We start from the raw sequence: 25,398 nt of genomic DNA, 5'->3' as shown, positions 1-25,398 counted from the left end.
CCGGCGAGTGCTCGCGCCAATCCACCCGCGGTCGAAATCGCGGAGATCGCAATGGCTGCACCTGATATCATCGCTGTCGAACTGCGCGATCCGTCGTTCGTGCGTGGGCGGATCGTGACCTTGCCCGAGCCGATGCCGCAGATGCGTGGGCGGTGGACTGCCGTCGATGGGGTGCCAGGCCTGGTCATCGGGCCGAAAGCCGACCATGTCCGGCTCTCGGACACGCCACCCGGCACATTCCTCGACCGAGCCAGCGTCGATGCTGCCGGCCTCTACGGTACGATTGGCGGACGTCGCGTCATCTCGGTTCATCGCAAATCCATGCCCTACGATTCCGGGCTCTATCCCGGCCCGAATGGCGACACGCGGACAGGCGCCGCCTTCAAGCATCAGATATATCTCAAGCTCGACGGTCCCCTGCCGCAGGGCACACATGTCATCCGCTGGCCAAACGGCATGCTTGCCGACCGAAGCTTCACCTTCGACGACCGGACGACCCGCGCGGTGGCGATCCGTTCGACGCAACTTGGACATGCGACAAAGGACACGGCGAAGGCCGGTTTTCTTGCGCTCTGGCTGCCGGGCGGCAAGGACGACGGCGCGGTCGATTTCAGGGACTACGGCACTACCGCCTTCGACATCATCGATCCCGAAGGCAAGACGGTCTTCGCTGGCACCATAAACCTGCGCAAAAATCCTGGCGACGCCGAACCGGGCAATGGCCTGCCCAAGCCGCTGATCGACTACACCACGGCAACCGCACCGCGCATCGCGATCCGGTCACTCGACACGAATGCCCGGCGCGTGACGACGGTTGCGCCACACGGCTTGACCGATGGTCAGCGTGTAGGTCTCGAACGACTGGGCGGCGAACAGGATCCCAGTGCGGTCTTCGGCACCGTGTCCGAGTCCACGGCCAACGCATTCACGCTGGACGATCCAAACGGGCGGCTTCCGGCAACCCTCTCCCCCCAGGCAACAGCCACCCCAGCATACAGCGCCAACCGCGCCGGAACCTTCGTCTTCGAGCTCGACTACTCCGCCTGGATGCCGCAGTCAGGCGGACCATTCCGACTGCGTGTTCCGGGCCTCGGCGTTTCGGACCCGTTTCAGGTCGAACCGGATATCTGGCTGAGCGCAGCGCGGGTTTCCATGACGGGACTCTACCACCAGCGCAGCGGCATCGAGATTGATGGGCGTTTCGGCTACAGCCGACCTGTCGCCTTCCGGCCCGGCCCCGACATGTCCATCGTCGAAAGCAGGCTGCCACTGACCTGGTCGTCCAATTTCGACACGGGTTTCATTGCCTTCGAGGAAGGTGTGAAGCCGCGCTGGCGCACCGAAAGAAAAGCGTCGGACAGCTATTGGGGCGGCTACATGGATGCAGGCGACTGGGACCGTCGCATCCAGCATGTCGAGGTCGCGGCCCTTCTGCTCGAAGCCTTCGAGGCCCTGCCTGAGGCACAGCGCGGGACCAGCTTCGATCTGCCGAAGTCGAGCGCCCTGCTCACCAACCCCACCTATCGCGATACCGACGATCTGCCGGACCTTCTCCATGAAGCGATCTGGGTCATGGATTTCTTCCGCAGGCTGCAGACCGACGACGGAGGCATTCGCGGCGGGATCGAGAGCGCAGCGCATCCCATGCTGGGCGAACCAAGCTATCTCGAGCGGCAGGAGGTCTATGCCTACGCGCCCGACCATATCTCGACCTACAAATACGCCGCTGTTGCCGCAAAACTTGCGCGCATTCTGAAAACGCGGGGCAAAGCGGGCGCCGCCATGCTTTTCGAAGACAGCGCCCGCGCAGCGTGGGCGGCCGCGGAACGCGGCTTCGCCGACCCAGACACCTATTATCGCGACGCGATTGTCGTCGCTACGGAGACCGGCGCGTTCGGACCGGGCGGCTGGCCTGCACGACGCGAGCAGTTGCAAGGTATCGCTCGCGAATATCGCGGCGCCGCGGCGGCAGCACTCTACCGGCTCCTTGGCAGCACCGAACATCGCGATATCTTCGAAGCGTCCTGGCGCGATGACCAGGGACTTTTTGCACACAAGGGCGATGCTGCCTGGGACTATCTCAAGACAGCCGGCTCGGATGCGGGGATAGGCGAGGAAATTGCGGCGCGTTTCGCCGCGGAAGCCGCAATCATCACCGACGCGCAGCAACATGCCGCCTACCCAAACATGAAGCATCCTTATGCCCCTGCCGGGTGGGGAGAAGGCGGCGCGCCCGACTACAACCAGACGCAGACGCTGATCCGCGCGCATCTTCTGTCGGGCGACCCACAGATCCTGCAGGTCATGGAACAGGGATTTCAGGCCATGGTCGGGGTCAATCAGGTAGGCCTGAGTTTCGTGACCGGGATCGGGGCTCGACAGATCCTGCATCCATTGCACGAGGATCACCGTGCCATGGGCGTCGCCGCGCCGAGCGGCATCACCATCTTTGGCTTCGCTTCACAGAACGCGACCGCCTACAGCTGGGTGTTCGGCCCGGCATGGTCGCCGCTGGCAGAGTCGGGCACGACCGAAAACGCACCACAACGCCGCATCGAACCGCCACGCTTTTCCCTGCCCTATCACGAATATCTGGTCGAGCACCCCGCGGTCATCATGCAGCAGGAATACACGGTGCATCAGTCCATCGGAACCATGGCCGCGCTGGCGCTCTACCTGCACGGCCGGCAGTAACGCGGCAGGTCAATCGCTGTAGGCATTGCGCAGGTTCCAGCCGAACCGTGCCGTATCCCGCAGGCGCTGAATCGCCACGCGCGGCCAGGAGAAGTCGGCGCGATAGGTCTTGCCGACATAGCCGGAATAAGCCCAGGCAAACGAGAGTGAAATACCGCCGGAGCATTGATCAAGAGGCTCGGCACGGTACCGGCTGAGGAAATCCGCCGCGAAGCTCTTCAGCGTCTGCGCTTGCGCGTCGCTTACTCCCGCCGGCATGCGCACCGTCTGCGCGTCCAGCCCCTCGATCGTCGCCAGGACTATCAGCGCAATATAGGCCTCGCCAAGTTCCGTCGAATGGACGGTGTCGGTAAACAGCGCCCGTACGATGTCTTCAGGTGACATATCTTCAAAGCCAGCGCGGGGAGCGCTGGTGAGATGGTCGACCAGTTCGGCCAGGGCGAGGCTCGCCGGGATGAAGCCGATGCCTGACGTGCTCTTGCCAGATGCCGCGGCACCACTGGCGGCTTGCACCGCGCATCGCCAGACCGGCAAGGCAAGCCGTTCATAGGCGATCCAGTCCCGCGGATCCTCCTTGTCTGACACGTCCAGCCACGGCGCCATGAACCAAATCGCCCCCAAGGGATTGGTCTCGAGGAATCGGCCCTGGTATTCGGCGAGATAACGCACCGTGCCTTGCCGCATGATCGTATCGAGCAGGGAGTGCAGTTCCGTCACGAGCAGAACGTCATAGGTCGCGCCCCCAACGGACGGTTGGCGAAATTCGGCGAGGACGTCGACGGAGCCGCCATTGCGATCCATGCCAGCTTTGAAGCCCGACCAAGGGCGCTCGGGATCGGATCCCATCGAGCGCTGTTCGAGCGACGAGCCGCCGATATTCTGCATGTTCCAGACAACGGGCCGGCCTGTGCCCGCGGCCATTTCCGCCAGCTTGTCGAGCATCGGCCGGTCCGTGAGGCTGTGGCCGGAAACAAACAATCTCATCGGCGCAACCCGCTCCAGGGTTTGCTGCGCGGCAGCAAGGACGCTTGCCGCCGGAGCAATGAACAATCCCGCCGCGCACAGCACCAGCAGTCGTCGCAGGCCCCACATCACGCGTAGGATGCAATCAGTTCGGCGCGTTGACGATAGACCGTCGCCTCATCGAAACGACGACCGCAAGAGGCAGCATCACGCACCAGTTTGACGAGGCGGCCGCGATCCCGATTCAATTCGGTAATGAGCTTTGCCAGGCCCGCGAAATCATCCATGGCGCTGAACATGCCACCTCCGGCACCTTCGACCAGGCCTACCGGATAGTGGGTACCATATCCCACGATCGGACACCCCGAGACCAACGCCTCGATCAGGCAGCGGGGCGATTCAGGTGTCTTGTGGCAGAACAGGAAGAGGTGGCTTTCGCGTAAGGCGTCTAGCACCTTGTCACGGTCGCCTACATAGCCGGCCAGTTCGACATGGTTTCCAAGGCCAAGCTGTTTTACCGTCAACTGCATCTGGTCCAGCAGCGGACCGTCACCGAGCCAGGTCGCCCGAACATCGACGCCAGCCTGTACGACCCCGTGTATGACGCGCAGCCAGTCTTCCGGCCCTTTCATTGCAACTGCACGCCCAACATAGACGATGCGCAGCGGTGCAGCTGACTCAAGATCAGCAAGCTTTTGCTCGATCTGTTCGGCATTGATGAAATCCTCCGGCTGCGTGTGGACGTCATAGACGCATGCAGGATTGGACGAATACTTCTCGTAGGCTTTGAAAGTATCCATACCCTGGAAAAGGCCAAGCGAGGACTTGCGCACCAAATGTCGATGATAGGCTATCATCACCGGCAGCGTCATTCTTTCCTTGACGCGCCGTCGAAACCGCAAAGCATGCAACGTGTTGCGCAGGACGTCATGTTCGACGCGGTCAAACCATGTCGCGAAACGGCGCCCTTGTTTGATCGCTTCGAGGGCAGCAACACCACCCCAATCACCAAAAACGTACCCGAGCGTGAAGCACAGCTTGTCGGCTTTCCCGATCTCCTCCGCCAGTTGCCGACGCGTTGCCCGATATGCACGGGCAAATGCTCCGATCTTGTAGGCAAAGGGCAGCGGCACGATGCGCATGCGGTCCCGATTGGGCAGGCTATCTATGTCGACCCAGGTCACGGACGCGTCGTCGCAGTCATCGCTCTCCTGCAACAGACCGCAATAGACGACACGCTCGAAATGCTCGGTCCAGCGTACTAGCCCCGCACATGTCTGGTCATCCAGTTGCAGACCGCGCGGTCCCCGACGCAGACGCACCATGGTGACCAGGAGCAACGTTTGGCCGCGCGCGGTAGCTTCCATGGCCGCGCCCATGTGCCTTTGTTCGTCGTATTGCACCAGGCTCATGCCGACAGTTCCCTTTGCGCCGCTTTTTCCTTGACGTTTTTCAGCGCAACGCCAGTGGCAATGAATTCGGCTGTAATCGCGATGCGGCCACTGGCTTGGTAGCCGGACAGGAACAGCTCGGCGTCTACGCGAAACCTGGCAAGGAAGCTGCCGCTGGCAATATCCAACGCTACCGAAACGGCATGGAAATCGATCATTTGTCGCGACAGCGGGTATTGAGCCTTGTAGACGCTTTCCTTGGCGGAAAAGATGGCCTTCGCTAGGAGCCCTCGCCCAGGCTCAGCCTGCCTCGCCAGCCACCGTAGCTCGTCGTCATCGCATATCGTGTCGAGGAGGTCGGTTTCCAGCGGCGTTGCCGGTTCGACGTCTATGCCGAGCGCACTGCAATCTTGGCTTTCGCGCGCCACGGCAGCCACGCACCAGTCGGAGCAATGGCTGATGCTTCCAACGATGCCGGCCGGCCAGACCGGCGCCCGATCCGACGCTGCAGGGATCGCAGCCTGCGGTACGCCCAGCGACGCCATGGCCTGGCGTGCCAGCGATCGGCCTGCTGCAAACTCGCGGCGACGGGATTCCGTTGCGCGTGACACATAGGACTGCTCGACGGGATACAGCGCCGCGGCCAGCGAACGGGGATCGCCCTGCGCTGTCGCCACATCCGCATGGAAGAGCCCGGCGAGCAGGCCCATTAGCTTTCTCGCATGCGCTGCATCGCGGCACGGCGGTCGCCGAGCGCGGCTCGGCGCATGGCGGCGCGGTCTGCAACCTGGCTGAGCCGCTCATCCGACTTGCCGCGGTCGGCAAGATGCGCAGACAGCGCCGCCACCGTCGGGAAGCGGAACAGATCGGTGATGGCGATGTCGGGCGCCACCGATGCCTTCAGCTCCCGGTGCGCCTGCACGGCCAGCAGCGAATGACCTCCGAGCGCGAAGAAGCTGTCGTTGAGCCCGACACGCTCGACGCCGAGGATCCGGCGGAAGGTTTCAGCGATTTCCCTCTGCACGTTGTCGACCGGTGCGACGTAGATCTCGGCTTCCGCCTCGCGCTTGGCCTCAGGCTTCGGCAGGGCCTTGCGGTCGACCTTGGCATTTGGCGTCAGCGGGAAGGCGTTGAGCGTCACGAAATGCGCCGGCACCATGTATTCCGGCAGCGACCTCACCAAATGGGCGCGCAAGGCACTCTCGTCGAGTTTCTTCTCCTTGAGGCGCAGATAGGCGACAATGCGCACGTCGTCGGCGCGATCCTCGCGAGCCATCACGACGCTCTCGGCGATACCGGGGAATTCGGCGATCCGCGATTCGATCTCGCCGAGTTCGATGCGATAGCCCCGCACCTTGACCTGATGGTCGGTGCGGCCGAGGAACTGCAGGACGCCGTCGGTGGTGTAGCGCACCAGATCGCCGGTGCGGTACATCCTGCCGTCGGCGAAGGGATTTGCCACGAAGCGCTCGCGGGTCAGGTCGTCGCGCCCGAAATAGCCGCGCGCCACGCCCTCGCCGCCGATGACGAGTTCGCCGGCCATTCCAGGCGCGACAGGACGAAGCGAAGCATCAAGCACATAGAGCTGCGTGTTGGCGATCGGCTTGCCCAGCGGCACGACGCCCTCGCCAATGTCGGCCGTCATCGTCGAGGACCAGATGGTCGTCTCCGTCGGGCCATACATGTTTTCGACCGGTGCCGACGTCACCTTGCGCAGTTCGGCCAGCAAAGCCCCCGGCAGCGCCTCGCCACCGATGAGCAGATGGCGAACCTGCTTGAGGGCTTGCCGGTCCTCCTCGTTGACAAGGAACATGCGCGCCATCGACGGCGTGCATTGCAGGTGCGTCACGCTGTGGGCGGCGATGTCAGCTGCGAGCGCGCTCTGTGGCATGGCCTCGACCGCATCGGCCCCACGCGACCGTGCAACCACCTCGGCCAACGGCTTCAGACGCTCCAGCACGATGTCGCTCGGAATGCCATAGTCGATCAGGCAGGCAACCTCGTCGACGCCGACGGCCGCAATCTGGTCGACACGGTCCAGCGCATCATCGACGGTGCCGAACAGGCCGCTGTCTTCGAAATAGCGCAGGAAGGCGAATTCCAGGATCGCATCGAGTTCGTCCGGCTTTAGCGACTGCAGGTCGATGTCCATCGGCTGGACCACGCCCTGTGGCTTCTTGAAGGCTGGGAAGGCCCAGGCATATTGCTTGATTAGTGCCGCAGCGCTGCGCAGATAATCCTTCATCGGGCCGCGCGCGCGCTCCCGCACCTCCTCGCGATCCGCACCGAGCAGCGTGTGCAGCATCAGCGTGACCTTGTGCGCGCTCGGATCGTGGCCAGCCTCGGCCAGCGCCTCGCGATAGACGCGGATCTTGCCGGCCAGCTCGTCGATCGACTGGCCGAGCAGATGGGTCAGCACATTCGCGCCCAGGCGGCCTGCTTCGCGGTAGGTGTCGGTATTGCCGGCCGTGGTGATCCAGACCGGCAGCTCCTTTTGCACCGGCCGCGGCTGGGTCACGACACCCAGCTTGCCACCGCCGAAATCGAACTCGACCTTCTCGCCGCGCCACAGGCGGCGCACGGTCTCGATGTCACGCAGCATAGCCGCCTTGTTATGCGGCGGCGCGTTCTCCGGCCGCAGTACGAAATCCTCGGGCATCCACCCCGACGCGAAGGCCAGGCCGACGCGGCCGTTGCTGATGTTGTCGAGGATGGCCCACTCCTCGGCGACCCGCGCCGGGTGATGCAGCGGCAGGACGCAGGAACCGGCGCGAATTGCCAGGTTCTTCGTCACGGCAGCGACAGCCGCTCCCGTCACCGCGGGGTTCGGATAGGGACCGCCGAAGGCATGGAAATGCCGCTCCGGGGTCCACAGCGCCTGGAACCCGTGCTCGTCGGCGAATTTCGCGCCTTCCAGCAGCAGCCGGTATTTCGCCGGTCCCGCTCCGTCGTCATTGCCCCAGTAGAACAGACCGAAATCCATCGGCGCCTTGCCGCTTGCGCGGCGCGCCACTGCCGGAGCCGCGTTCTTGTGGTCATGCACGTCGCTTGCATGGATCACCACCTTGAAGCCGCGCGCCAGCGTCCAGAACAGCTCGAGCACGGAGATGTCGAAAGACAGGCTGGTGACGGCGAGCCATACGGGCTGCCCGGCTTCATCGACCGTGATGCGGTCGTCCATGCCAACGAAGAAATTCGCGACATTGCGATGCTCGACCATCACGCCCTTGGGGCGGCCTGTCGAGCCCGACGTGTAGATCATGTAGGCAAGGTTGGCCGGGGTGACGCCGCTGCGCGGCCGCTCGGCACTGCCTGGCGTCGCGAGGACGTCCTCGATGTTCACGCGCCGGGCGCCGTCCACGGCAAGCGATCCATCGAGCGAACGCTCGCTGAGCACCACCGGCGCGCCGCTGTCTTCGACCATCAGGGCAAGCCGGTCAGCCGGGAACATCGGATCGAGCGGCACATAAGCACCGCCGGCCTTCTGGATCGCCAGTGCGCCGATGACGAGTTCCGGCGAACGTGAGACATGGAGGCCGACCAGCGTGTCGGGTTTCACCCCGAGTTCGATCAGGCGGTTGGCGACGCGATTGGCCTTTTCGTCGAGTTCGCGATAGCTCAGCGACCGCTCGCGGAATGCGACCGCGATCGCGTCCGGCGTCAGTTCGGCCTGGCGTTCGATCAGCGTATGCACACAAGCCGTGCGGTCATGGTCGCGGGCGGTCTCGTTCCAGCCATGGAGCACGCGCTGACGCTCGTCATCGGACATCAGCGGCAGGTCTGAAACCGCCTTGTCGCCAGCCGCAAATGCAGCGGCGAATATGCCCAGCCGGGACAGCATGTCGGCAAGGTCGCGCGCGCCGATCCGCGCCCGATCGGCCAACACCAGGGCCTCGTCCGCACCGAGCACAAAAGTCAGGGCCGCCCCCTCGACAATGCTTGACTGGGCCGGCGACGCGGCTTCCACCAGCCCGACGGTCAGGCGCGGAGCCACCAGCCCGGGAACGCGCTCCACCAGGTCGGACACATGGGTGCCGCGCTCGCGCTGCTTGGCTAGGGCTTCATTTGTCCGCGCCGCGAAAGCCTCGGCCGTTTCACCGTCCGGAGCCTCGACGCGGAACGGAACTGACTTGGCGAAATAGCCTGGGAACTGGCTGTCCAGCGCTGCGATGGCGTCCGTTGCATAAGCGATATCGAGCGAATCCTGGCCGGAGAACCGAGCCAGGAAGGCGACAATCGCGGCTGCTCGCGAGCCCGTTGGGACCGGCATTTGCAGCGGCTGCGCGATCACCTGCGCCTGACCGTCCGGCGACCATGCCTTGACGTCGGGCAAATCGACATCGCGCGCGGCAGCAAGCGCCTTGCGGAAGCGCCCCTCATGGCGGGCGGTCCGCGCAACTGCCTCGTCCAGCACCTGTCCTTCTGCGTCGGTCATCGCAGGCAGGCGCATCGCCTGGCTGAGGCAGGAACTCAGCGTCTCGCCGGCATTCCGCCCAAGACCTTTTCCCTGCACCAGTACGTGCTGGTCCGCCGCGGCAATGACGGCACCGTCATCAGAAACCGAGATCACCGTGCCTGCAGGCTGGCCGTCGGCGTGCCCGATTGCCTCGAACTTCGTGACCGCGAACAGGCCGGATTCGGTACGCACCTTCGCCCGGGCCAGCGGGTTGGCATAGCCCGAGCCGAAATCGAGCCCGCGCGCCACGCGCGACAATGTCTGCGCATCGCGGTCGAAAAGCAGCGTTCCAGCCGCCGCCGGGCGGCGGTCCCTGGCGTAGTAGGTGCGCTGCGACAGCTCCTGCGCCTGCGGCGCTAACGCGCCTGTTTCGATGGCGGTCAGCATTTCGTCGAAGGTCGCGATGCCCGCTTCGAAGCATCTGGTATTGAGGGTGAGTGCCGTCTCGTCCGGGCCGATCTCGACCATGCGCTGGGCGTAGATATCGCCCTCGTCGACCCGAGCCGTCAGCGCATGCCAGGTGACGCCGTGGCCTGCCTCGCCTTCCATGATCGCCCAGGCCGGCGCATTGAGGCCGGCATAGCGCGGCAATGGACCGTCATGGAAATTCGCCGCACCCTGTCGTGCATTGCGCCAAAGTGCATCCGGGATGATGCGTAGGTTGGCCGCGCTGAAAAGCCAGTCATAGGCGACTGTCGCGAGCCGCACCTCGACGTCGCCGTCGAAGGCGCAGACCGGGAGGCCAAGGCCTTCCGCCCAGTTCCGGATCGACGCATTGTCCGTGACGATCATCGCGACGGCATGGCCATGGGCCCGCACGATTTCGGCGCATTGCACCAGAAGCGACTCGTCCCCGATCAGAACGCATTCCAATTGCCCTGATGGCATGTGCCCGACCCCATGAACTACGATTGCTGCCGTATCTATATACGAATTGATCTAAACAAGAATGAGAATACCCTCCTTGTTTTCCATCAGGACTTCAATGTTTGGTTAAGGCTGTAGCGCGACAGTGGCATCAATATCGTCGCAGGGGCTGCGGGTCTGACCTGACAGCGGAAAGCTTAACGCCGTTTTCATTCTAGATGTTTCTTAGAATGAGCCTATCGGCAGGACGATTGGATATCGGCTACTGTGTTACCCGTATCCAGGCTTGGCTTGCCAAAGGAATAATAGGCTCTCGGGGCATTACGCGATGTATGAAACCGATCAGGCGTCACCGAACGACATCGCCATTGTCGGCATGGCGCTTCGCGTGCCGGGTGCGCGCAATGTCCGCGAATTCTGGGAAAACCTGCGCGGCGGCGTGGAGTCGATCCGCGATTTGACGGAAGAAGAGCTGCTTGCCGCGGGCGAGTCCGCCGCACGCATGCATCTGCCCAACTACGTGCGCCGCACTTCCGAGCTTCCCGGTATGGAGATGTTCGATGCCGACTTCTTCGGGCTGAGCCCCAAGGAAGCGGCGATCATGGACCCGCAGCACCGCCATTTCCTGGAATGTGCCTGGGAGGCGATGGAAGACGCCGGGCGCACGCCCGATTCGAGCGCCGGCCCCGTCGGCGTCTTCGCCGGCTGCGGCATGGGTTCCTATTTCTACTTCAACGTCTGCAGCAATCGCCAGCTTGTCGACCAGGTCGGCATGTTCCTTTTGCGTCACACCGGCAACGACAAGGACTTCCTCGCCACGCGCGCCTCGTTCGCTTTCGACCTGCGCGGCCCGAGCGTCAACATCCAGACGGCATGCTCGACCTCGCTCGTCGCAATCCACACCGCCTGCCAGAGCCTGCTTGCCGGCGAATGCGAAATGGCGCTCGCCGGCGGCGTCACCATCGAATTGCCGCACCGGCGCGGCTATCTGTTCCAGGACGGCGAAATTCTCTCTACCGACGGCCATTGCCGCGCCTTCGACCATCGTGCCGACGGCACGGTGTTCGGCAGCGGTGCCGGCGTGGTCGTGTTGCGCCGCCTGTCCGACGCCATCGCCGATGGCGACATCATCCACGCCGTCATCAAGGCGACCGCCGTCAACAATGACGGCAGCAGCAAGGCCGGCTATCTCGCGCCGAGCGTCACCGGCCAGGCCGAGGCCATCATCGAGGCGCAAGGTCTCGCAGGTGTTTCCGCCGACGACATCCAGTATGTCGAGTGCCACGGAACCGGCACGTATCTCGGCGATCCGATCGAGATCGAGGCGCTGACGCAGGCCTTCCGGCAAAGCACCGCGCGCACCGGCTTCTGCCGCGTCGGCTCTGTGAAGTCGAACATCGGTCACCTCGACACCGCTGCCGGCGTGGTCAGCCTGATCAAGACCACCTTGGCGCTCAAGCATGGCGAGATGCCGCCGACGCTGAATTTCGAGAAGCCCAATCCGGCCATCGACTTCGCCCGCAGTCCGTTCGTCGTCAACGACAAGCTGACCCCTTGGCCGGCAGCTGCCGGACCGCGACGCGCGGCGGTGAACTCGCTGGGCGTCGGCGGAACAAACGCCCATGCGATCCTCGAGGTTGCACCGAAGCCGATAGTTGGTGCTGCAGGCACGGGCGACCGGGAGCCGCAGCTTTTCCTGTTTGCCACCAAGAGCCGCAAGGCGCTCGACCGCGCCATGGAGCAGATCGGCGAGGAAATTGTCCGACAGCCGGCGCTGCCCCTCGCCGATGTCTCCCACACCTTGTTTGCCGGGCGAAAGCACTTCGAACACCGCCGCGCCATAGCGGCACGCGGGCGCGACGAGGCAATCGCCCTTCTCTCCGGTTCAGAACCGAGGCGCGTCCACACCCATAGCACGATCGAGGCCGCCAACGCCGTGTTCCTGTTTCCGGGCGGCGGCGCGCAGCATGTAGGCATGGCGCGCAGCCTTTACGCCGAAGACGCTGGTTTCCGGGCGACCGTCGATGAGGGGTTGAACTATCTCACGCCGGAAGCCGCAACCGAGATCCGCCGCGTCTGGCTCGCGGCCGATACCGACCCGTCGCAAGCGGCGAGCGATTTCCTCCGGCCTTCGGTGCAGCTTCCCGCCATCCTGATCGTCGAAATCGCCATCGCACGCCTGTGGATGCGCTGGGGCGTCAAGCCCTCGGCGCTGATCGGCCACTCCATGGGCGAGAATGCTGCCGCCTGCATCGCAGGCGTGATGAGCTTCCGCGACGTCGTCAATCTCGTCCGCCTGCGCGGCGAACTGTTCGACACGGTCGAGGCCGGCGGCATGCTCTCCGTCCCGCTGTCGCCCGAAGCTCTTTCCGAGCACATGAACCCGGCGCTCGACCTCGCCTCGGTGAACGCGCCCGAGCTCTGCGTGGTTTCAGGCCGCAATGGGGATCTCGAAGCGCTGCGCCTCAGGCTGGCCGAGCGCGGTATCGATGCATCGCGCATTGCCATCGATATCGCTGCGCATTCGCAGATGCTGGACCCGATCCTCGGACAGTTCGAAGCGTTCCTGCGCGGCATCGACCTGCGGGCGCCGACCATCCCGATCGTTTCCAACCTCACTGGCGAATGGCTCAGCGAAGCTCAGGCACGCGACCCGCTCTACTGGGTCCGGCATCTTCGCTCGACCGTCCACTTCGCCAAGGGTCTCGCCGCGGTTTCGGCGCAGCCGGGGCGGGTCTATGTCGAAGTAGGCCCGAGCCGGGCTCTGTCGTCACTGGTCAAGCTTCAGCCGGGCATCGAGGCGAACCAGGTCATCAACAGCCTGCCGCATCCCGACGAGGCTACCGACGACCGCGTGCATTTCCTCGCCGCGATGGGCCGTGCCTGGGCGACCGGTCTCGACGCGAGCATCGCCAAGCTGTGGGAGGGAAGCGGCGCGCGGCGCGTGTCATTGCCAACCTATCCGTTCCAGCACCAGCGCTACTTCATCGAGCGCAGCGTCGCGGCGGTAGCCAACGAGAACGAGCAGGATTTCATCGGCAAGCTGCCCGACATGGCGGACTGGGGTTTCCGGCCAAGCTGGAAACAGGCATTGGCCGATGTGACGATCGACGCCGATGCCCAGCCGGCATCCTGGCTGGTCTTCATGGACGATACTGGCCTGGGTGCAGCACTGGTCGAACGGCTTCGCGCCAAGGGCCATCGCGTTGCGACGGTCAAGGCCGGCGACGGTTTCGTAAGGCACGAAAGCGGCGACTACACCCTGTGCGCCGAACAGGAACGGCCAGGCTACGACGCGCTGTTTTCAGGGCTCGCCGGCGACGGCGGCGTCCCCGAGCGCATCGTGCATCTCTGGCTGGTGACGGCCGAGGAAACCTTCCGCCCGGGTTCCAACTTCTTCAACCGCAACCAGGAACGCGGCTTCCAGAGCCTGTTCTTCATCGCCCAGGCGCTTGGCGACATCGAGGGCCTCGAGCCGCAGATCACCGTCGTGACCAACGGCATGCAGCGTGTCGGCGGCGAAGCCCTGCCCTATCCGGAAAAGGCAACCATCCTCGGCCCCGCGCTCGTCATGCCGAAGGAAATGCCGGGCGCCACGGTTCGCCTCGTCGACCTTGAATTTTCGGCGCCGTCTCGGCCGGAGAAGGGCGGCTTCTTGCGGACGCGCACGGCAGCGAGCGACTTTGCGGCATCATTGCGTGACCAGCAGCTCGACCAATTGTGGGACGACATCTTCGCTGCGCCCACTTCGGAAACGGTTGCCCACCGCAAGGGCAAACGCTGGATTCGCAACTACGAAAAGCTGGCACTGGGCGAGTCCAATGCCGATAACGGCTTGCTGCGCACAGGCGGAGTCTATCTGATCACCGGTGGCCTTGGCGATCTCGCTCAGGTCGTCGCCGGCGAACTTGCATCGCGTTTCCAGGCAAAGCTGGTCCTGACCGGACGGCACGCACTGCCGCCTCGGGAGGAGTGGGAAAGACTGGCCATTCCGCTCTCGCGCAACGACCGGATACGCCGCGCCATCGAAGCGATCCAGAGCCTGGAGGCCAAGGGGGCCGACGTGCTCTACGTCACCGCCGACGTGGGCAACCTCGAAGACATGGACGCAGTGGCCGACAAGGCGCGCGCCACATTCGGCGACATCAACGGTGTGTTCCACGCGGCCGGTCTGGTCGACGACAACCTGATCCAGCTGAAGTCGCTGGACGAGATGGAGGCTGTGCTGTCGCCGAAGCTGCGTGGCACCGTGGTTCTCGACCAGGTCTTCCGGGACAGGCCGCTCGATCTCTTTGTGCTGTTTTCGTCGACCAGCACCGACACGGCTCCCGCCGGACAGGTCGACTACGTCGCCGCCAATGCCTATCTCAACGCCTATGCCGACAGCCGTTTCGCAGACAGCTCACGCAAGACCGTCGCGCTCCACTGGGGCGTCTGGAACGCTGTCGGACTGGCGGCGCGTGCCACCGGCCAGGCCGGGCAAGCGGGGCAAGCGGGGCAAGCGGGGCAAGCGGGGCAAGCCGACGCGCCAAACTCGCATCGTGGCAAAGCACAAGGACCGATCTTCACCGACTGGGTGGAGGACACATCAGGCGATGTTTGGCTCGAGACGCGCATTTCACCGCGCAGCCACTGGATGCTCGACGAGCATCGCCTGGTCTCGGGACAGGCCATCTTGCCGGGTACCGGCACGATTGAAATCATCGCCCAGGCGATGAAGGAGTACGGCGTCGATCAGGGTGGGGAGATTGCTGATCTCTTCTTCCTGCGCCCGCTCGAAGTCGATGACGGGCGCGACAAGATCCTGCGCGTGCGGCTTGCCGCCGAAGGCGAGCGGCAAAGGGTGCTTGTCACCGCCGCCGATGCCGAACTCGTGTCGGAAGGCTTCACCGTTCACGCCGAAGCGACGCTACGCAAGCGCCTCGCCAAGCCACACGCCGCCTCTGATGTCGCTGCCGCCTCGGCGCGCCTGACCGTGGGCCAGCGCGCCGAAGGCGAAGCTGCGCTGCGCTCGGTACAGGAAGATCATATCCACTTTGGGGCACGCTGGAAGGTGTTACGCTCCCTTGCCCGCGGGGATCGGGAAGCCTTTGCCGAGCTCAGGCTCGATGAGACCTATCGCGGCGACATCGCCACCGGCTTCATCGCCCATCCAGCGCTGCTCGACATCGCCACCGGATTTGCGCTCGACCTGGCGCCCGGCCATGCGACATCCCACGCCCTGTGGGCGCCGATGTCCTACGGCAGCATCGCGCTCTACATGAAGTTGCCCGAGGCGATCGTCAGCTGGGCGCGGCTGAGTGAGGCATCGGATCTCGGTGACGGATTCGCGACCTTCGACATCACCATCGCCACACCGGACGGTAGTATCATCGCGGAAATCGAGCGTTTCGTCATGAAGCGGCTGGACGACGACCTCGCCTTGGCTGCAACGCAGCGCGTTGATCGCGCACGCAAGCCTGCGGGCGATGACAAGGAACCGCTGTCGCCGGCGGCACTGCAGCTTGCTGCGCAGGTCAGCCAGGGCATCCTGCCGGCCGAGGGCTTCGAAGCCATGATGCGTGCGCTCGGCACCGGCCAGCCGCAGCCGATCGTGAGCTCGATGGATCTCGGATCGCTGCGCAAACGTGCGTCCCAACCGCGCGCCGAAGCGCAGGGCGCGGGCGAGGTCTTCGAACGTCCCGATCTCGACAATGACTATGTCGCGCCGCGAGACGACATCGAGCGCACGCTTGCCGGATTCTGGAGCGAATTGCTCGGCGTCGAGAAGATCGGCGTCCACGACAGCTTCTTCGACATTGGCGGCCATTCGCTGATCGCGGTGCGCCTGTTCCGGATGATCCGGAAGCAATTCGCAATCGACTTGCCGATCTCCGTGCTGTTTGAGGCGCCGACAATCGCCGAGTGCGCGGCGCTGATCGGCGAGCAGGCCGCGCCGCTGTCAGCCAAGACGGAAGAAGCCGCCGCTCCGAAGGACAATAAGATCGAGAAGGCCACTCACCTAGTCACGATGAGCGCGGGACGCTCGGACGGAGGAACACCGTTCTTCCTCTGCGCCGGCATGTTCGGCAACGTGCTCAACCTGCGCCAGTTGGCCATGCAGCTCGGCACCGACCGCCCGGTCTACGGGCTCCAGGCGCGCGGCCTCTATGGCGACCAGGAGCCCCACGACAACTTCGTCGAGATGGCACGCGACAATCTCAAGGAGGTTCGCGCCGTCCAGCCGCACGGGCCCTATCTGCTGGGCGGGTTCTCCGGTGGCGGCCTCGTCGCCTACGAGATGGCGCAGCAGCTGCTCGCCGAAGGCGAGGAAGTCGCGCAGCTGATCCTGCTGGACACGCCGCTGCCGACACAGCCGCCGCTGTCATTGCTCGACCGGCTCTCGATGAAGCTTCAGGATCTGCGCCGGGAGCGGCATAATTTCGTCGCCAGCTGGATCGACGATCGCCGCCGGTGGAAAGAAAGAGTCGCAGGCCGCGCGGATGCCGAACAGGCCGAGCAGTCTTCCGAGCAGTTCCACGACCTGGCGATTGAAAACGCCTTCCGCGCCGCATTGCCACGCTACGAGCTCAAGCCTTATGCGGGCAGCGTGCTGCTACTCCGGCCGAAGCTCAACGTCATCTATCGTTTGAGCGGCGGGCGCATGTTGCAGGACGGCCGCAACGTCGCGATGGAAGACAATGGCTGGACGCCCTTTGCCGCCGGCTTGACCGTGCAGGAAGTGCCCGGCGACCACGACAGCATGGTGCTGGAGCCTTTCGTGCGCATTCTCGCCGACCGTATCCGCAAGCGGCTCAAGGAGCCGGCGCGCGGGCTCGCCTACGGCATGGCGGCGGAATAGCTATTCGGCAACCGCAGTCTGCTGGACGCCTGGTACGCCGAAGAGTTCGCCAATCAGGCCCGTTTCCGCCGCGATCGTATACTCGGCGGCGATCAGGTCGTAGCGCGCATTGTTGAGATTGATTTCCGAATTGGCGAGGTCGGCAATCGCCCTGATCTCGTCGAAGGTCGAGCGCTCGCCGACCTTGCGTTCGGCGCGTACGCCCTCGAGGGCCGAGGCGGCGTTGCGCCGTTCCGCCTGGGCCAGGGTCTGCATGCGCCTTGCCAGTACACGGCGGTCGAATGCGGACCGGATTGCGGCAGTCACGCCAATTCGCGCGGCATCGGCTTCGAACACCGCGGCGCGGTTTTCATCGTTGCGCTGTCTGATACCGGCACTGACACGGCCACCCGTGTAAATCGGCATCGAGAACCGCACCTCACCACGACCCGCGACATGGCGATCGACGCCGGGAAGCGTGTCCTCGCCGCCCCGCACGCTCAGCCCCGCGGACACGGTCGGCAGCAGATCGCCCTTTGCCTGATTGACCCGGGCCTTTGCTGCATCGGCGCGGGCATCGCGTTCCTTGACGCGCGGATTGTTTTTCACAGCCAGTTCGATGAGGTCTTGTTCTTCGCTCGGCAGATAGAGCTTCGAGACCTCCGGCAGTTTCGTCTCGGGCGCGATCCCGAGCCGCAGCGCCGTGCGGCTTGCCTGGGCAATCAACAGCCTGGCGCGCTCACGCTCGACCGACAAGCGCGACAACTGACGCCCGACGTCGTCGACGTCGACGCGACTTGCTGCGCCTGCCTTCAATTCAGTCTCTATGCCGCCTTTCAGGCTGGCGAGAATGGCTGCCTGCTTGCCAAGGATCACCACGGCGCCCTTCTGGCGGTGGACTTCTATCAGCGCCAGCGCCAGTTCATAGGCGGCGGAGACACGCCTGTCATTGGCCACCTCGCCGCTGGCGCGGTAATCCGCCTTGGCAGCAGCCACGGCGGACTGTCCCCTGCCGCCCTGGTAGAGCGGGATGTCGACCGTCAGCGCATAGGAATAGGCATTGCCGGTCGTACGGTTGTCGAATTCGTCGCCGTCGCCAGCCGCAACCCCGGCGCTCGCCTCTATGCCGGCACTTGGCAGCAGGGTCGACCGCGCGCGCGCAATCTCCTCGCCAGCCGCATCGCGCCGTGCATCGGCTGCCAGTATTTCCGGATGGGTATTGATCGACGCGAGGTTGCTGCCAACGCTGCCAGTCACTACCTTGCCGGTCGCGGGAGTGGAAACCTGGCGGACAGCGCCGTTGGCGCACCCTGCAAGCGCAACGCAGGCACTCAACACCGCTACAGCCGTTCTGCAGTAAGACATCAGCGATCGCCAACCCGTTTTCTCAGACCAGTTTATGCGTGGCGGGTCCCAGGACCACGCCGTAATAATAACCAGGTGGTAAACAAACACGGTTAAGGCATGGTAAACACTTGATGCCCAGCGTCAACGACAGCTTGCATTAATCCTTTGGCTGCACACCGGGAGTTGACAACTTCTTGAGGTAGTTTCAGGGCCCCAAGAACTGCGCACCTCTATTGTTCGCCTCCCACACAGCATGCAAGGAACCCGTTTCGCGTGCAAACGCCCAGTGTTCGGCTTGCCCATTGCAGGAAATAGGGTCGGGGAAGGGACTGATCGCGGCATACCTGAAATGTCCATCCCAACATCACCAGGAAACGGGCGATAAATCTGAAATCCTTCTGATCACATGGGCGTCATTTTTATCGATCTCCTCTTCAATTCTTCTTTATTGAAAACCCTGATGAACCCCGCGCCTTGATTATTCAATTTAAATAGCTACCAATAAGACATGGAATTCGTGCTTGTTGTCCGCAGTGAGCCGAGGAGGCTCAAAACAGGAATCTAGCCCGGACGTCGACGAAGCCCTGGCCGGGCGTCCGGGAGAGCCAGGCTCCCCAACCTGTTCCTTTGGGTACGTCCGCGCTGCAGGTCGCTTGCTGCGTGCGACACCGGCAGGCACGCACGGAGGCAGCCATGCAACTCCACGAGGTCCTTGCAGAAGACGGCATCGACTTGAACTTTGTGGCCAAGGAAAAGCACTCTGCATTGGCCAAGCTTGCGGCCATGCTCGCAACCCAGGCCGGCATCGACGACAAGATCATTCGCCGCGAACTCCTCGCACGCGAACGCCTGGGCGCAACGGGAGTCGGGTGGGGAATCGCAATTCCACACGCATTGATGGATGAGCTTACCAAGCCAGTGGCGTGTATGGCGCGCCTGAAAGAGCCCATCGACTTTAGCGCGATCGACGACGCTCCAGTGGACATTCTGTTCGGCTTGCTTTGGCCGCGCAGCAAGGTCGGTACCTTCCTGCCGGCCCTGTCCTACCTGGCTCGCACGTTCCGCAACCAGACAACGCGACACCTGATCCGGCAGGCGACGACGCCTGCCGCAGTTCTGAGCTGCCTCGATCATTGCGAAGAATTGCCTGCCGCCGCGCACGACTTGCCCTCTCCGATGCCAGAGGGGGAGTTGTGGCACCCTTGGGTGCCTGGCAGTCCATCCCGCACGGACGGCACGTGACGGCACACCGGCTGCTCGCGATGGCGCGAAAACGGCAGCCTCGGCAAGAGGCTGCCGTTTTCTTATAGCTCAGGAACTGAACAGCAAGACGCCGAACACTGCGAACAGCATCAGGTGCATCAAGCCCTGCACCGCAGAAGTCCGCTGACCCAGGAATGTAAAGGCGGTCAGGCCGATCGTCAGAAGCAGCAACACGGTCTCCGTCGGTGTAATTCCCAGGACGACGGTCTTTCCGGTGACAAGCCCGACCACCAGCACGGCCGGAACCGTAAGGCCGACGGTCGAGACAAACGCGCCGAGGCAAAGATTGATCGCACGCTGCATCTCGTTGCGCAGTGCAGCCTTGACCGCGGTGATCGACTCGGGCGTGAAGACGATGATCGCAATCAACACCCCGCCCAGCGCCACCGGTGCACCCGCGAGCTCGATGCCATGGTCGATCAAGATCGCCAGATCATGGGCCAGCAAGATGATCGGAAGCATCATGCCGACCAGGGTGATCGAGCGGATTGTGTTACCTCTGGTGTCCAGACTTGCCTTTGGATGGGTTGTATCGCCATCCGGGACCGCCCGGGTCGGAATCGAAAGCGACCCTGGCTCGGGCTGCATGAAGAGCCGGCGATAGCCGCGCATCTGCATCAGCAGGAATGCCCCATAGAGCACGACTGTGAACGCCGCGAAGGCGATTGCCTGCGCCGGCCAAAAAGTGCCGTTGCCAGTGCTCAACGTATTCGGCAGCACGAGCGCGGTTCCGGTGAGCAAAACCGTCATCGAGATATAGGCCAGCACCCTGGGCGTTGTATTCCTGCTCGCCATAGCGGATCCCGCCGACGAGCAGGCAGATGCCCGTCACCAGGTTCAGGATGATCATCATGACGGCGAAGATCGAATCCCGGCCGATCGTGGGAGCCTCGCCTGGCCCCAGCATGACGGCGGCAATCAGGATCACTTCGATCGACACGATCGACAGGGTCAGGATCAAGGTACCATAGGGCTCGCCAAGCTGATGGGCGAGGTGATCGGCCTCACGCACGACACCGAAAGCCGCTGTCAGGATCGTGGCAAACAGCACCACGAAACAGACGATGGCTGTGACCGGCGAGATGGGCTCGGAGAGCCAGGAACTGCCGCCGAGCTGAAATGCGACCACGACCGCCCAGGCAACCATAAGCCGCGCTACGGTGACCTTGGGAAACAGCTCTCCGAGTGAAGCGGTCGAAGGCGCGGTGTTGGATATTGCAGGAGAAGACATCACGTTGACCCCTGGTGGGGTCGTCCCCTCAATACTAGGTCGCAACGGGTCGTCCCTGCTGCGTCAGCAACCGACACCCGGCTGCTGCGCAGGGAGATAGCACCGGGCCCTCGCAGTGTCCAGCCACGGGCTAGCCACCGCCGGACCGGTTCTCCAATATCGAAACTGCCTTCCGCCTGCCTTCATTGCGCAGCGTGCTGAAGCACGCTCAAGCCACCGTCGATGACAAGGCTGGCGGCGTTCATGAACGGGCACTCGTCGGAGATCATGAACACGGCGGCCTTGGCGATCTCGGTCGTGGAAGCGATGCGCTTGCCCGGATGCAGCGCCAGCGTCTCGGCCTTTGCCTTGGCGGGGTCGGGGAAACTGTTCCAGTAGTCGACGTTCTTCTGCGTCTCGACATAGCCAGGCGCCAGCGCATTCACCCGTACGCCCGCAGCCGCATATTCCAGCGCCAGCGACTTAGTCAGCCCAAGCAGCGCATGCTTGGCCAGCGGATACGGGAAGGTATGCGGGATGATGGTGAAAGCGTGCGTCGAGGCTATGTTGAGGATCGCCCCTCCGCCAGCCGCAATCATGCCCGGCAGAGCCGCCTTGCAGCAGTTCCACGCGCCCTTGAGGTTGACGTCGAAGCAGCGCTGCCATTCTTCGTCGGTGGTTTCCAACGGCGTGTTGAAGACATTGATGCCGGCATTGTTGATCAGCGCATTGACTGGCCCGATCGTATTTCCGGCCGCGGCCATGGCGGCTGCGATTGCGCCGGCATCCGCAATATCCGCCTCTGTATGGGCCAGCGTGCCCTCGCCTGCGCCGAGCCGAGCCATGGCCTCGCGCAACAGGGCGCCATCGCGGTCGACCACGAAAAGACTCGCGCCTTCCTTCAGGCACTGCTCGGCGATGGCAAGGCCGATGCCTTGCGCCGCGCCGGTGAGAAAGATGCGCTTGCCGGCGAGACGTTCGCTCATGGGATGTCCTCTAGGTTCGAAACCGTGATCGAGAAGCCTCCGGATAGCGCTTCACCGGAGGCAAGCATGTGCAGCGCCGCCGGTCCGGCGAGCATCAGCGCATTAGGAGCGTGGGTCATCGGCTCCAGACAGAAGAAGCTGCGATCTTCCTCCGGCGCGTAGAGCATGTATCTGGAAAAGACCGGATCGGCCGCAATATCGGCAGCAAGGCCAGCCTCCGGCCAGACGATCCTGGCCAAGCCGTTCCAGCCTTCGAAGCAATTGTTCAGCCTGCGGCGAGGAAGGCGGCGCGAGGTCGAGAAGTCGGCACTGTCGGGGATCGGCGTGCGCACGCCGGGCAGGCAGCCGTCGCGCTCGGTCCACCATGTTTGCGCCGGAGCCATGAGCCTCGTGCCCTCGGTGCGTGGAAAATAAGGATGGAAGCCGATGCCGAAGGGCAGCGCCTCCTGGCCCCGGTTTGTCACCGAAAGCTCCAGCCGCACCGTCGCCCCATCGATGGCGACGGTTTGGACCGCACGATAGGCATGAGGCGAGCTGGCCGGCCGCAATTGCTCGAAGGCGAGCTTCACATGCGCAGGCGACACCTCCTCGACGTTCCAGCCCACCAGCCAGCCGTCGCCATGGATGTAGTTTGGCTCGTCGGTGTTGGGCTCGAAGCGATAGTGCTTGCCGCGAAGTTCGAACCCGTTGCCTTCGACACGGTTGCCGATCGGCACCAGCGGAAAGCAGGACGAGCGCAGCACGTCGAACGCACCATCCCCGTGGGGCCGCAGAAACGGACGGCCGTCTTGCGTCACCCCGTCGATGATCGCGCCGCCTTGCGCACTGAGACGCAAGGACAGGCGCTCATTTTCGAGTGTGATGAAGCCGGGCATCGATCAACTTAACGCCGTCCGAGGGCATTCGAGCGTAGGTTGTCGAGCAGCACTGCCAGCAGCAGGATCACGCCGCGGACGATGTACTGGTAGAAGGCCGGAATGTTGAGCAGGTTCATGACATTCTCGGCGATACCCATGATCATCACGCCGACGATGACGCCGGCAATCGCCGCCCGGCCGCCGGCCAGCGACACGCCGCCGAGCACGCAGGCCGAGATGACCGACAGTTCGAGACCGACTGCCGCATTGGGCTGGCCGGAGGTGATGCGCGAGGCAAGCAGGATACCGGCGATGGCACAGACGGCGCCCTGCAGCGTGAATATCCAGATGCGCGTGCGATCGACATTGACGCCGGCGAGACGCGAAGCCTCGGGATTGCCGCCGATGGCGAGCGTGTTCTTGCCGAAGACGGTGCGATTGAGCACGAAGCCGAAAACCACGAACAGGACCAGCAGTACCCAGATCGGCGTCGGCACGCCGATCAGCTTCGACAGTGCGAGCTGATAGAAGTTGGGATCGTTGATACCGACAGCGCGACCGTCCGACGAGATCAGCGCCAGACCTCGAACGATCTGCATGGTCGCAAGCGTGGTGATCAGGGCATTGATGCGAAATTTGGCAATGACGACACCGTTGATCAGTCCGACGGTGGCGCCGCAAAGGAGCGCGGCCAGGATGCCTATGATGATCGATCCTGTCGCGTTCGACGCCATCACAGCGACCATGCCCGCGAAAGCGACGATCGAGCCGACCGACAGGTCGAAGTCGCGTGCCGCCAGGCAGAACATCATGGTGCAGGCGACGATGCCGACGGTGACGACCGACTGCAGCAGGCCCAGCATGTTGCGTTCGGTCAGGAAGTTGGGGACGAAGATCGACACCAGAGCGAAGGCGAGCACGAAGATGACGACCAGCCCCTGGTCGCCGAGCAAGATCTTCTTGAAGGAATTTGTCATGCCGCGGTCCCTCTAGGATGCGATTGCGTCTGGCGTTTTCTTGTCGGGCAGAGCGGCGGCCAGAATGGCCCGCTCGCTGAACTGCTCGCGGTCGATATGCGCCGAAATGCGACCGCCGCACATCACCAGGATGCGGTCGCAGATGCCCATCACCTCGGGCAGTTCGCTCGAGACGACGACGATCGCCATGCCGTCTTCCGCAAGCCGGTAGAGGATCTCGTAGATCTCGGACTTGGCGCCGACGTCGATGCCGCGGGTCGGCTCGTCGATGATCAGGACGCGCACGCCCTGCTCGGAAAGCCAGCGGCCGAGAATGACCTTCTGCTGGTTGCCACCCGACAGGTTGACGATATCCTGCTTGCGCGAAGGCGTCCGCACCTTGAGCTTCTTGATGAAGGTTTCGGCGATCTCGACTTCCTTGCGCAGGTCGAGGATGCCGAACCTCGAATGATGTCGGCGCGAGGAGATATTGATGTTCTCCTCCAGCGAACGGCCCTGGACAATGCCGTCGTGCTTGCGATCTTCCGAGCAGAGCACGATGCCGGCGCGGATCGCCTGGCGCGGGTCGGCTATCTCGGTTCGCTCGCCATCGATCGTCATCGAGCCGCCACGACGGGCATCAGCGCCATAGACCAGGCGCATCAATTCCGAACGCCCGGCCCCGATCAGGCCAAAGAAACCGAGGATCTCGCCGGCGCGCGCCTCGAAACTGGCCGGCACGGGCAGCTTCTCGCCCGACATGTCCTCGACCTTCAGGCGCACCTTGCCCAGTTCGCGCGGACGCCAGCCCCAGACGTTGGAGATCTCGCGACCGACCATCTCGGCTACAACCTGTTCGCGGGTAACGTCCTTGAGGCTCGGGTGATGTGCGGCAAGCTTGCCGTCGCGCAGCACGGTCAGGCTGTCGCAAAGGCGGAACACCTCGTCGAGCCGGTGAGATATATAGAGGATGACCTTGCCCTCGGCGCGCAGGCGCTCGATCAGGGCAAACAGGATTTCGCTTTCGCGCGACGACAGCGACGAGGTCGGCTCGTCGAGCGCGATCACCCTGGCGTCCAGCATGATCGCCTTGGCGATCTCGACCATCTGGCGTTCACCGATCGACAAAGTCTTGACCTTGCGACGCGGGTCGATGTCGATGCCGGCCGATTTCAGCTTGTCGCCGACTTCGGCGAACATCTGCCTGGCCTGGATGACACCGGCATTGGCAGGAAAGCGGCCAAGCCGCAAATTCTCGGCGACCGTCAGTTCCGGGACGAGTTGCAGTTCCTGGTGGATGACGATGACGCCGGCGTGAAAGGCATCGCGCGTCGATGCGTATTTCTGGACCTGGCCATCGATATTGATCTCGCCGGTGTCGGAGTGCTGGTCGCCCGACAGGATGCGGATCAGGGTCGACTTGCCGGCACCATTCTCCCCCATCAGGCCGTGCACGGCGCCCTTTGCGACACCGAACGACACGTCCGACAGGGCCTGGACGCCGGGATAGGATTTCGAGATATGCGAAAATTCGAGAAACGACATCGACGGTCCTCCAGCATGTCCGGCGGCAGTGAACCCGCCGCCG

12 protein-coding genes and 1 pseudogene are annotated in these 25,398 nt (G+C 63.7%); 3 read left to right on the top strand and 10 right to left on the bottom strand.

Features of this window, described 5'->3' with window-relative positions; all coding sequences use genetic code 11:
• Positions 1-51: 51 nt before the first annotated feature.
• Entirely contained in the window at positions 52-2,694 is a 2,643-nt protein-coding gene (locus tag CO731_RS26880; RefSeq protein WP_159091743.1) for a glycoside hydrolase family 9 protein, read from the top strand.
• Between the two features lie 9 nt (positions 2,695-2,703).
• Here the strand turns inward: CO731_RS26880 and CO731_RS26875 are convergent, their stop codons facing one another.
• Genes CO731_RS26875 through CO731_RS26860 form a run of 4 tightly spaced genes read right to left on the bottom strand, consistent with a single transcriptional unit; the run spans position 2,704 to position 10,392 of the window.
• A complete protein-coding gene (locus CO731_RS26875; protein ID WP_159091742.1) occupies positions 2,704-3,789 on the bottom strand; it encodes a hypothetical protein in 1,086 nt (361 codons plus the stop codon).
• A complete protein-coding gene (locus CO731_RS26870) occupies positions 3,786-5,069 on the bottom strand; it encodes a glycosyltransferase (RefSeq protein ID WP_108610164.1) in 1,284 nt (427 codons plus the stop codon). Before CO731_RS26870 ends, CO731_RS26875 begins: the two co-directional genes overlap by 4 nt.
• A complete protein-coding gene (locus CO731_RS26865; protein WP_108610163.1) occupies positions 5,066-5,758 on the bottom strand; it encodes a 4'-phosphopantetheinyl transferase superfamily protein in 693 nt (230 codons plus the stop codon). The genes CO731_RS26870 and CO731_RS26865 overlap by 4 nt, the downstream gene beginning before the upstream one ends.
• Positions 5,758-10,392, bottom strand: coding sequence for a MupA/Atu3671 family FMN-dependent luciferase-like monooxygenase (locus CO731_RS26860; protein ID WP_108610162.1), 4,635 nt, complete (start codon positions 10,390-10,392; stop codon positions 5,758-5,760). The genes CO731_RS26865 and CO731_RS26860 overlap by 1 nt, the downstream gene beginning before the upstream one ends.
• A gap of 307 nt (positions 10,393-10,699) precedes the next feature.
• Between CO731_RS26860 and CO731_RS26855 the strand changes: the two genes are divergently transcribed.
• Positions 10,700-17,212, top strand: a complete 6,513-nt coding sequence (locus CO731_RS26855) for a type I polyketide synthase (protein ID WP_108610161.1) — start codon at positions 10,700-10,702, stop codon at positions 17,210-17,212.
• On the opposite strand, the gene CO731_RS26850 is transcribed toward CO731_RS26855, so the two are convergent.
• Positions 17,213-18,556 carry a TolC family protein gene (locus CO731_RS26850; RefSeq protein ID WP_108610160.1) on the bottom strand — a complete coding sequence of 448 codons (1,344 nt, stop codon included), beginning with the start codon at positions 18,554-18,556 and terminating at the stop codon, positions 17,213-17,215. It lies immediately after the preceding gene.
• A gap of 675 nt (positions 18,557-19,231) precedes the next feature.
• Between CO731_RS26850 and CO731_RS26845 the strand changes: the two genes are divergently transcribed.
• Complete coding sequence (locus CO731_RS26845) at positions 19,232-19,780, top strand: PTS sugar transporter subunit IIA (RefSeq protein ID WP_108610159.1); 549 nt, start codon at positions 19,232-19,234, stop codon at positions 19,778-19,780.
• 69 nt (positions 19,781-19,849) lie between these two features.
• On the opposite strand, the pseudogene CO731_RS26840 reads toward CO731_RS26845, so the two are convergent.
• The 5 genes and pseudogenes from CO731_RS26840 to araG all read right to left on the bottom strand — a co-directional run bounded on the left by CO731_RS26840 (position 19,850) and on the right by araG (position 25,355).
• Positions 19,850-21,032: pseudogene (locus CO731_RS26840) on the bottom strand (calcium:proton antiporter).
• A gap of 182 nt (positions 21,033-21,214) precedes the next feature.
• The gene (locus tag CO731_RS26835; protein ID WP_108610158.1) at positions 21,215-21,997 is read right to left on the bottom strand and encodes an SDR family oxidoreductase; all 783 of its coding nucleotides are present in this window, start codon (positions 21,995-21,997) and stop codon (positions 21,215-21,217) included.
• Positions 21,994-22,872, bottom strand: a complete 879-nt coding sequence (locus CO731_RS26830) for an aldose 1-epimerase (RefSeq protein WP_108610157.1) — start codon at positions 22,870-22,872, stop codon at positions 21,994-21,996. Before CO731_RS26830 ends, CO731_RS26835 begins: the two co-directional genes overlap by 4 nt.
• Positions 22,873-22,880: 8 nt before the next feature.
• On the bottom strand, positions 22,881-23,831 hold the full coding sequence (gene araH / locus CO731_RS26825; RefSeq protein ID WP_108610156.1) for an L-arabinose ABC transporter permease AraH: 951 nt from the start codon (positions 23,829-23,831) through the stop codon (positions 22,881-22,883).
• A 12-nt stretch (positions 23,832-23,843) separates the two neighbouring features.
• Positions 23,844-25,355: an L-arabinose ABC transporter ATP-binding protein AraG gene (araG, locus tag CO731_RS26820; RefSeq protein ID WP_108610155.1), complete on the bottom strand. Its 1,512-nt coding sequence runs from the start codon at positions 25,353-25,355 to the stop codon at positions 23,844-23,846.
• Positions 25,356-25,398: the final 43 nt, after the last annotated feature.

The sequence above is a fragment of the Aminobacter sp. MSH1 genome (assembly GCF_003071665.1).
GTDB classification, from domain to species: domain Bacteria; phylum Pseudomonadota; class Alphaproteobacteria; order Rhizobiales; family Rhizobiaceae; genus Aminobacter; species Aminobacter niigataensis.
This window is presented reverse-complemented; position numbering and strand designations above follow the sequence as displayed.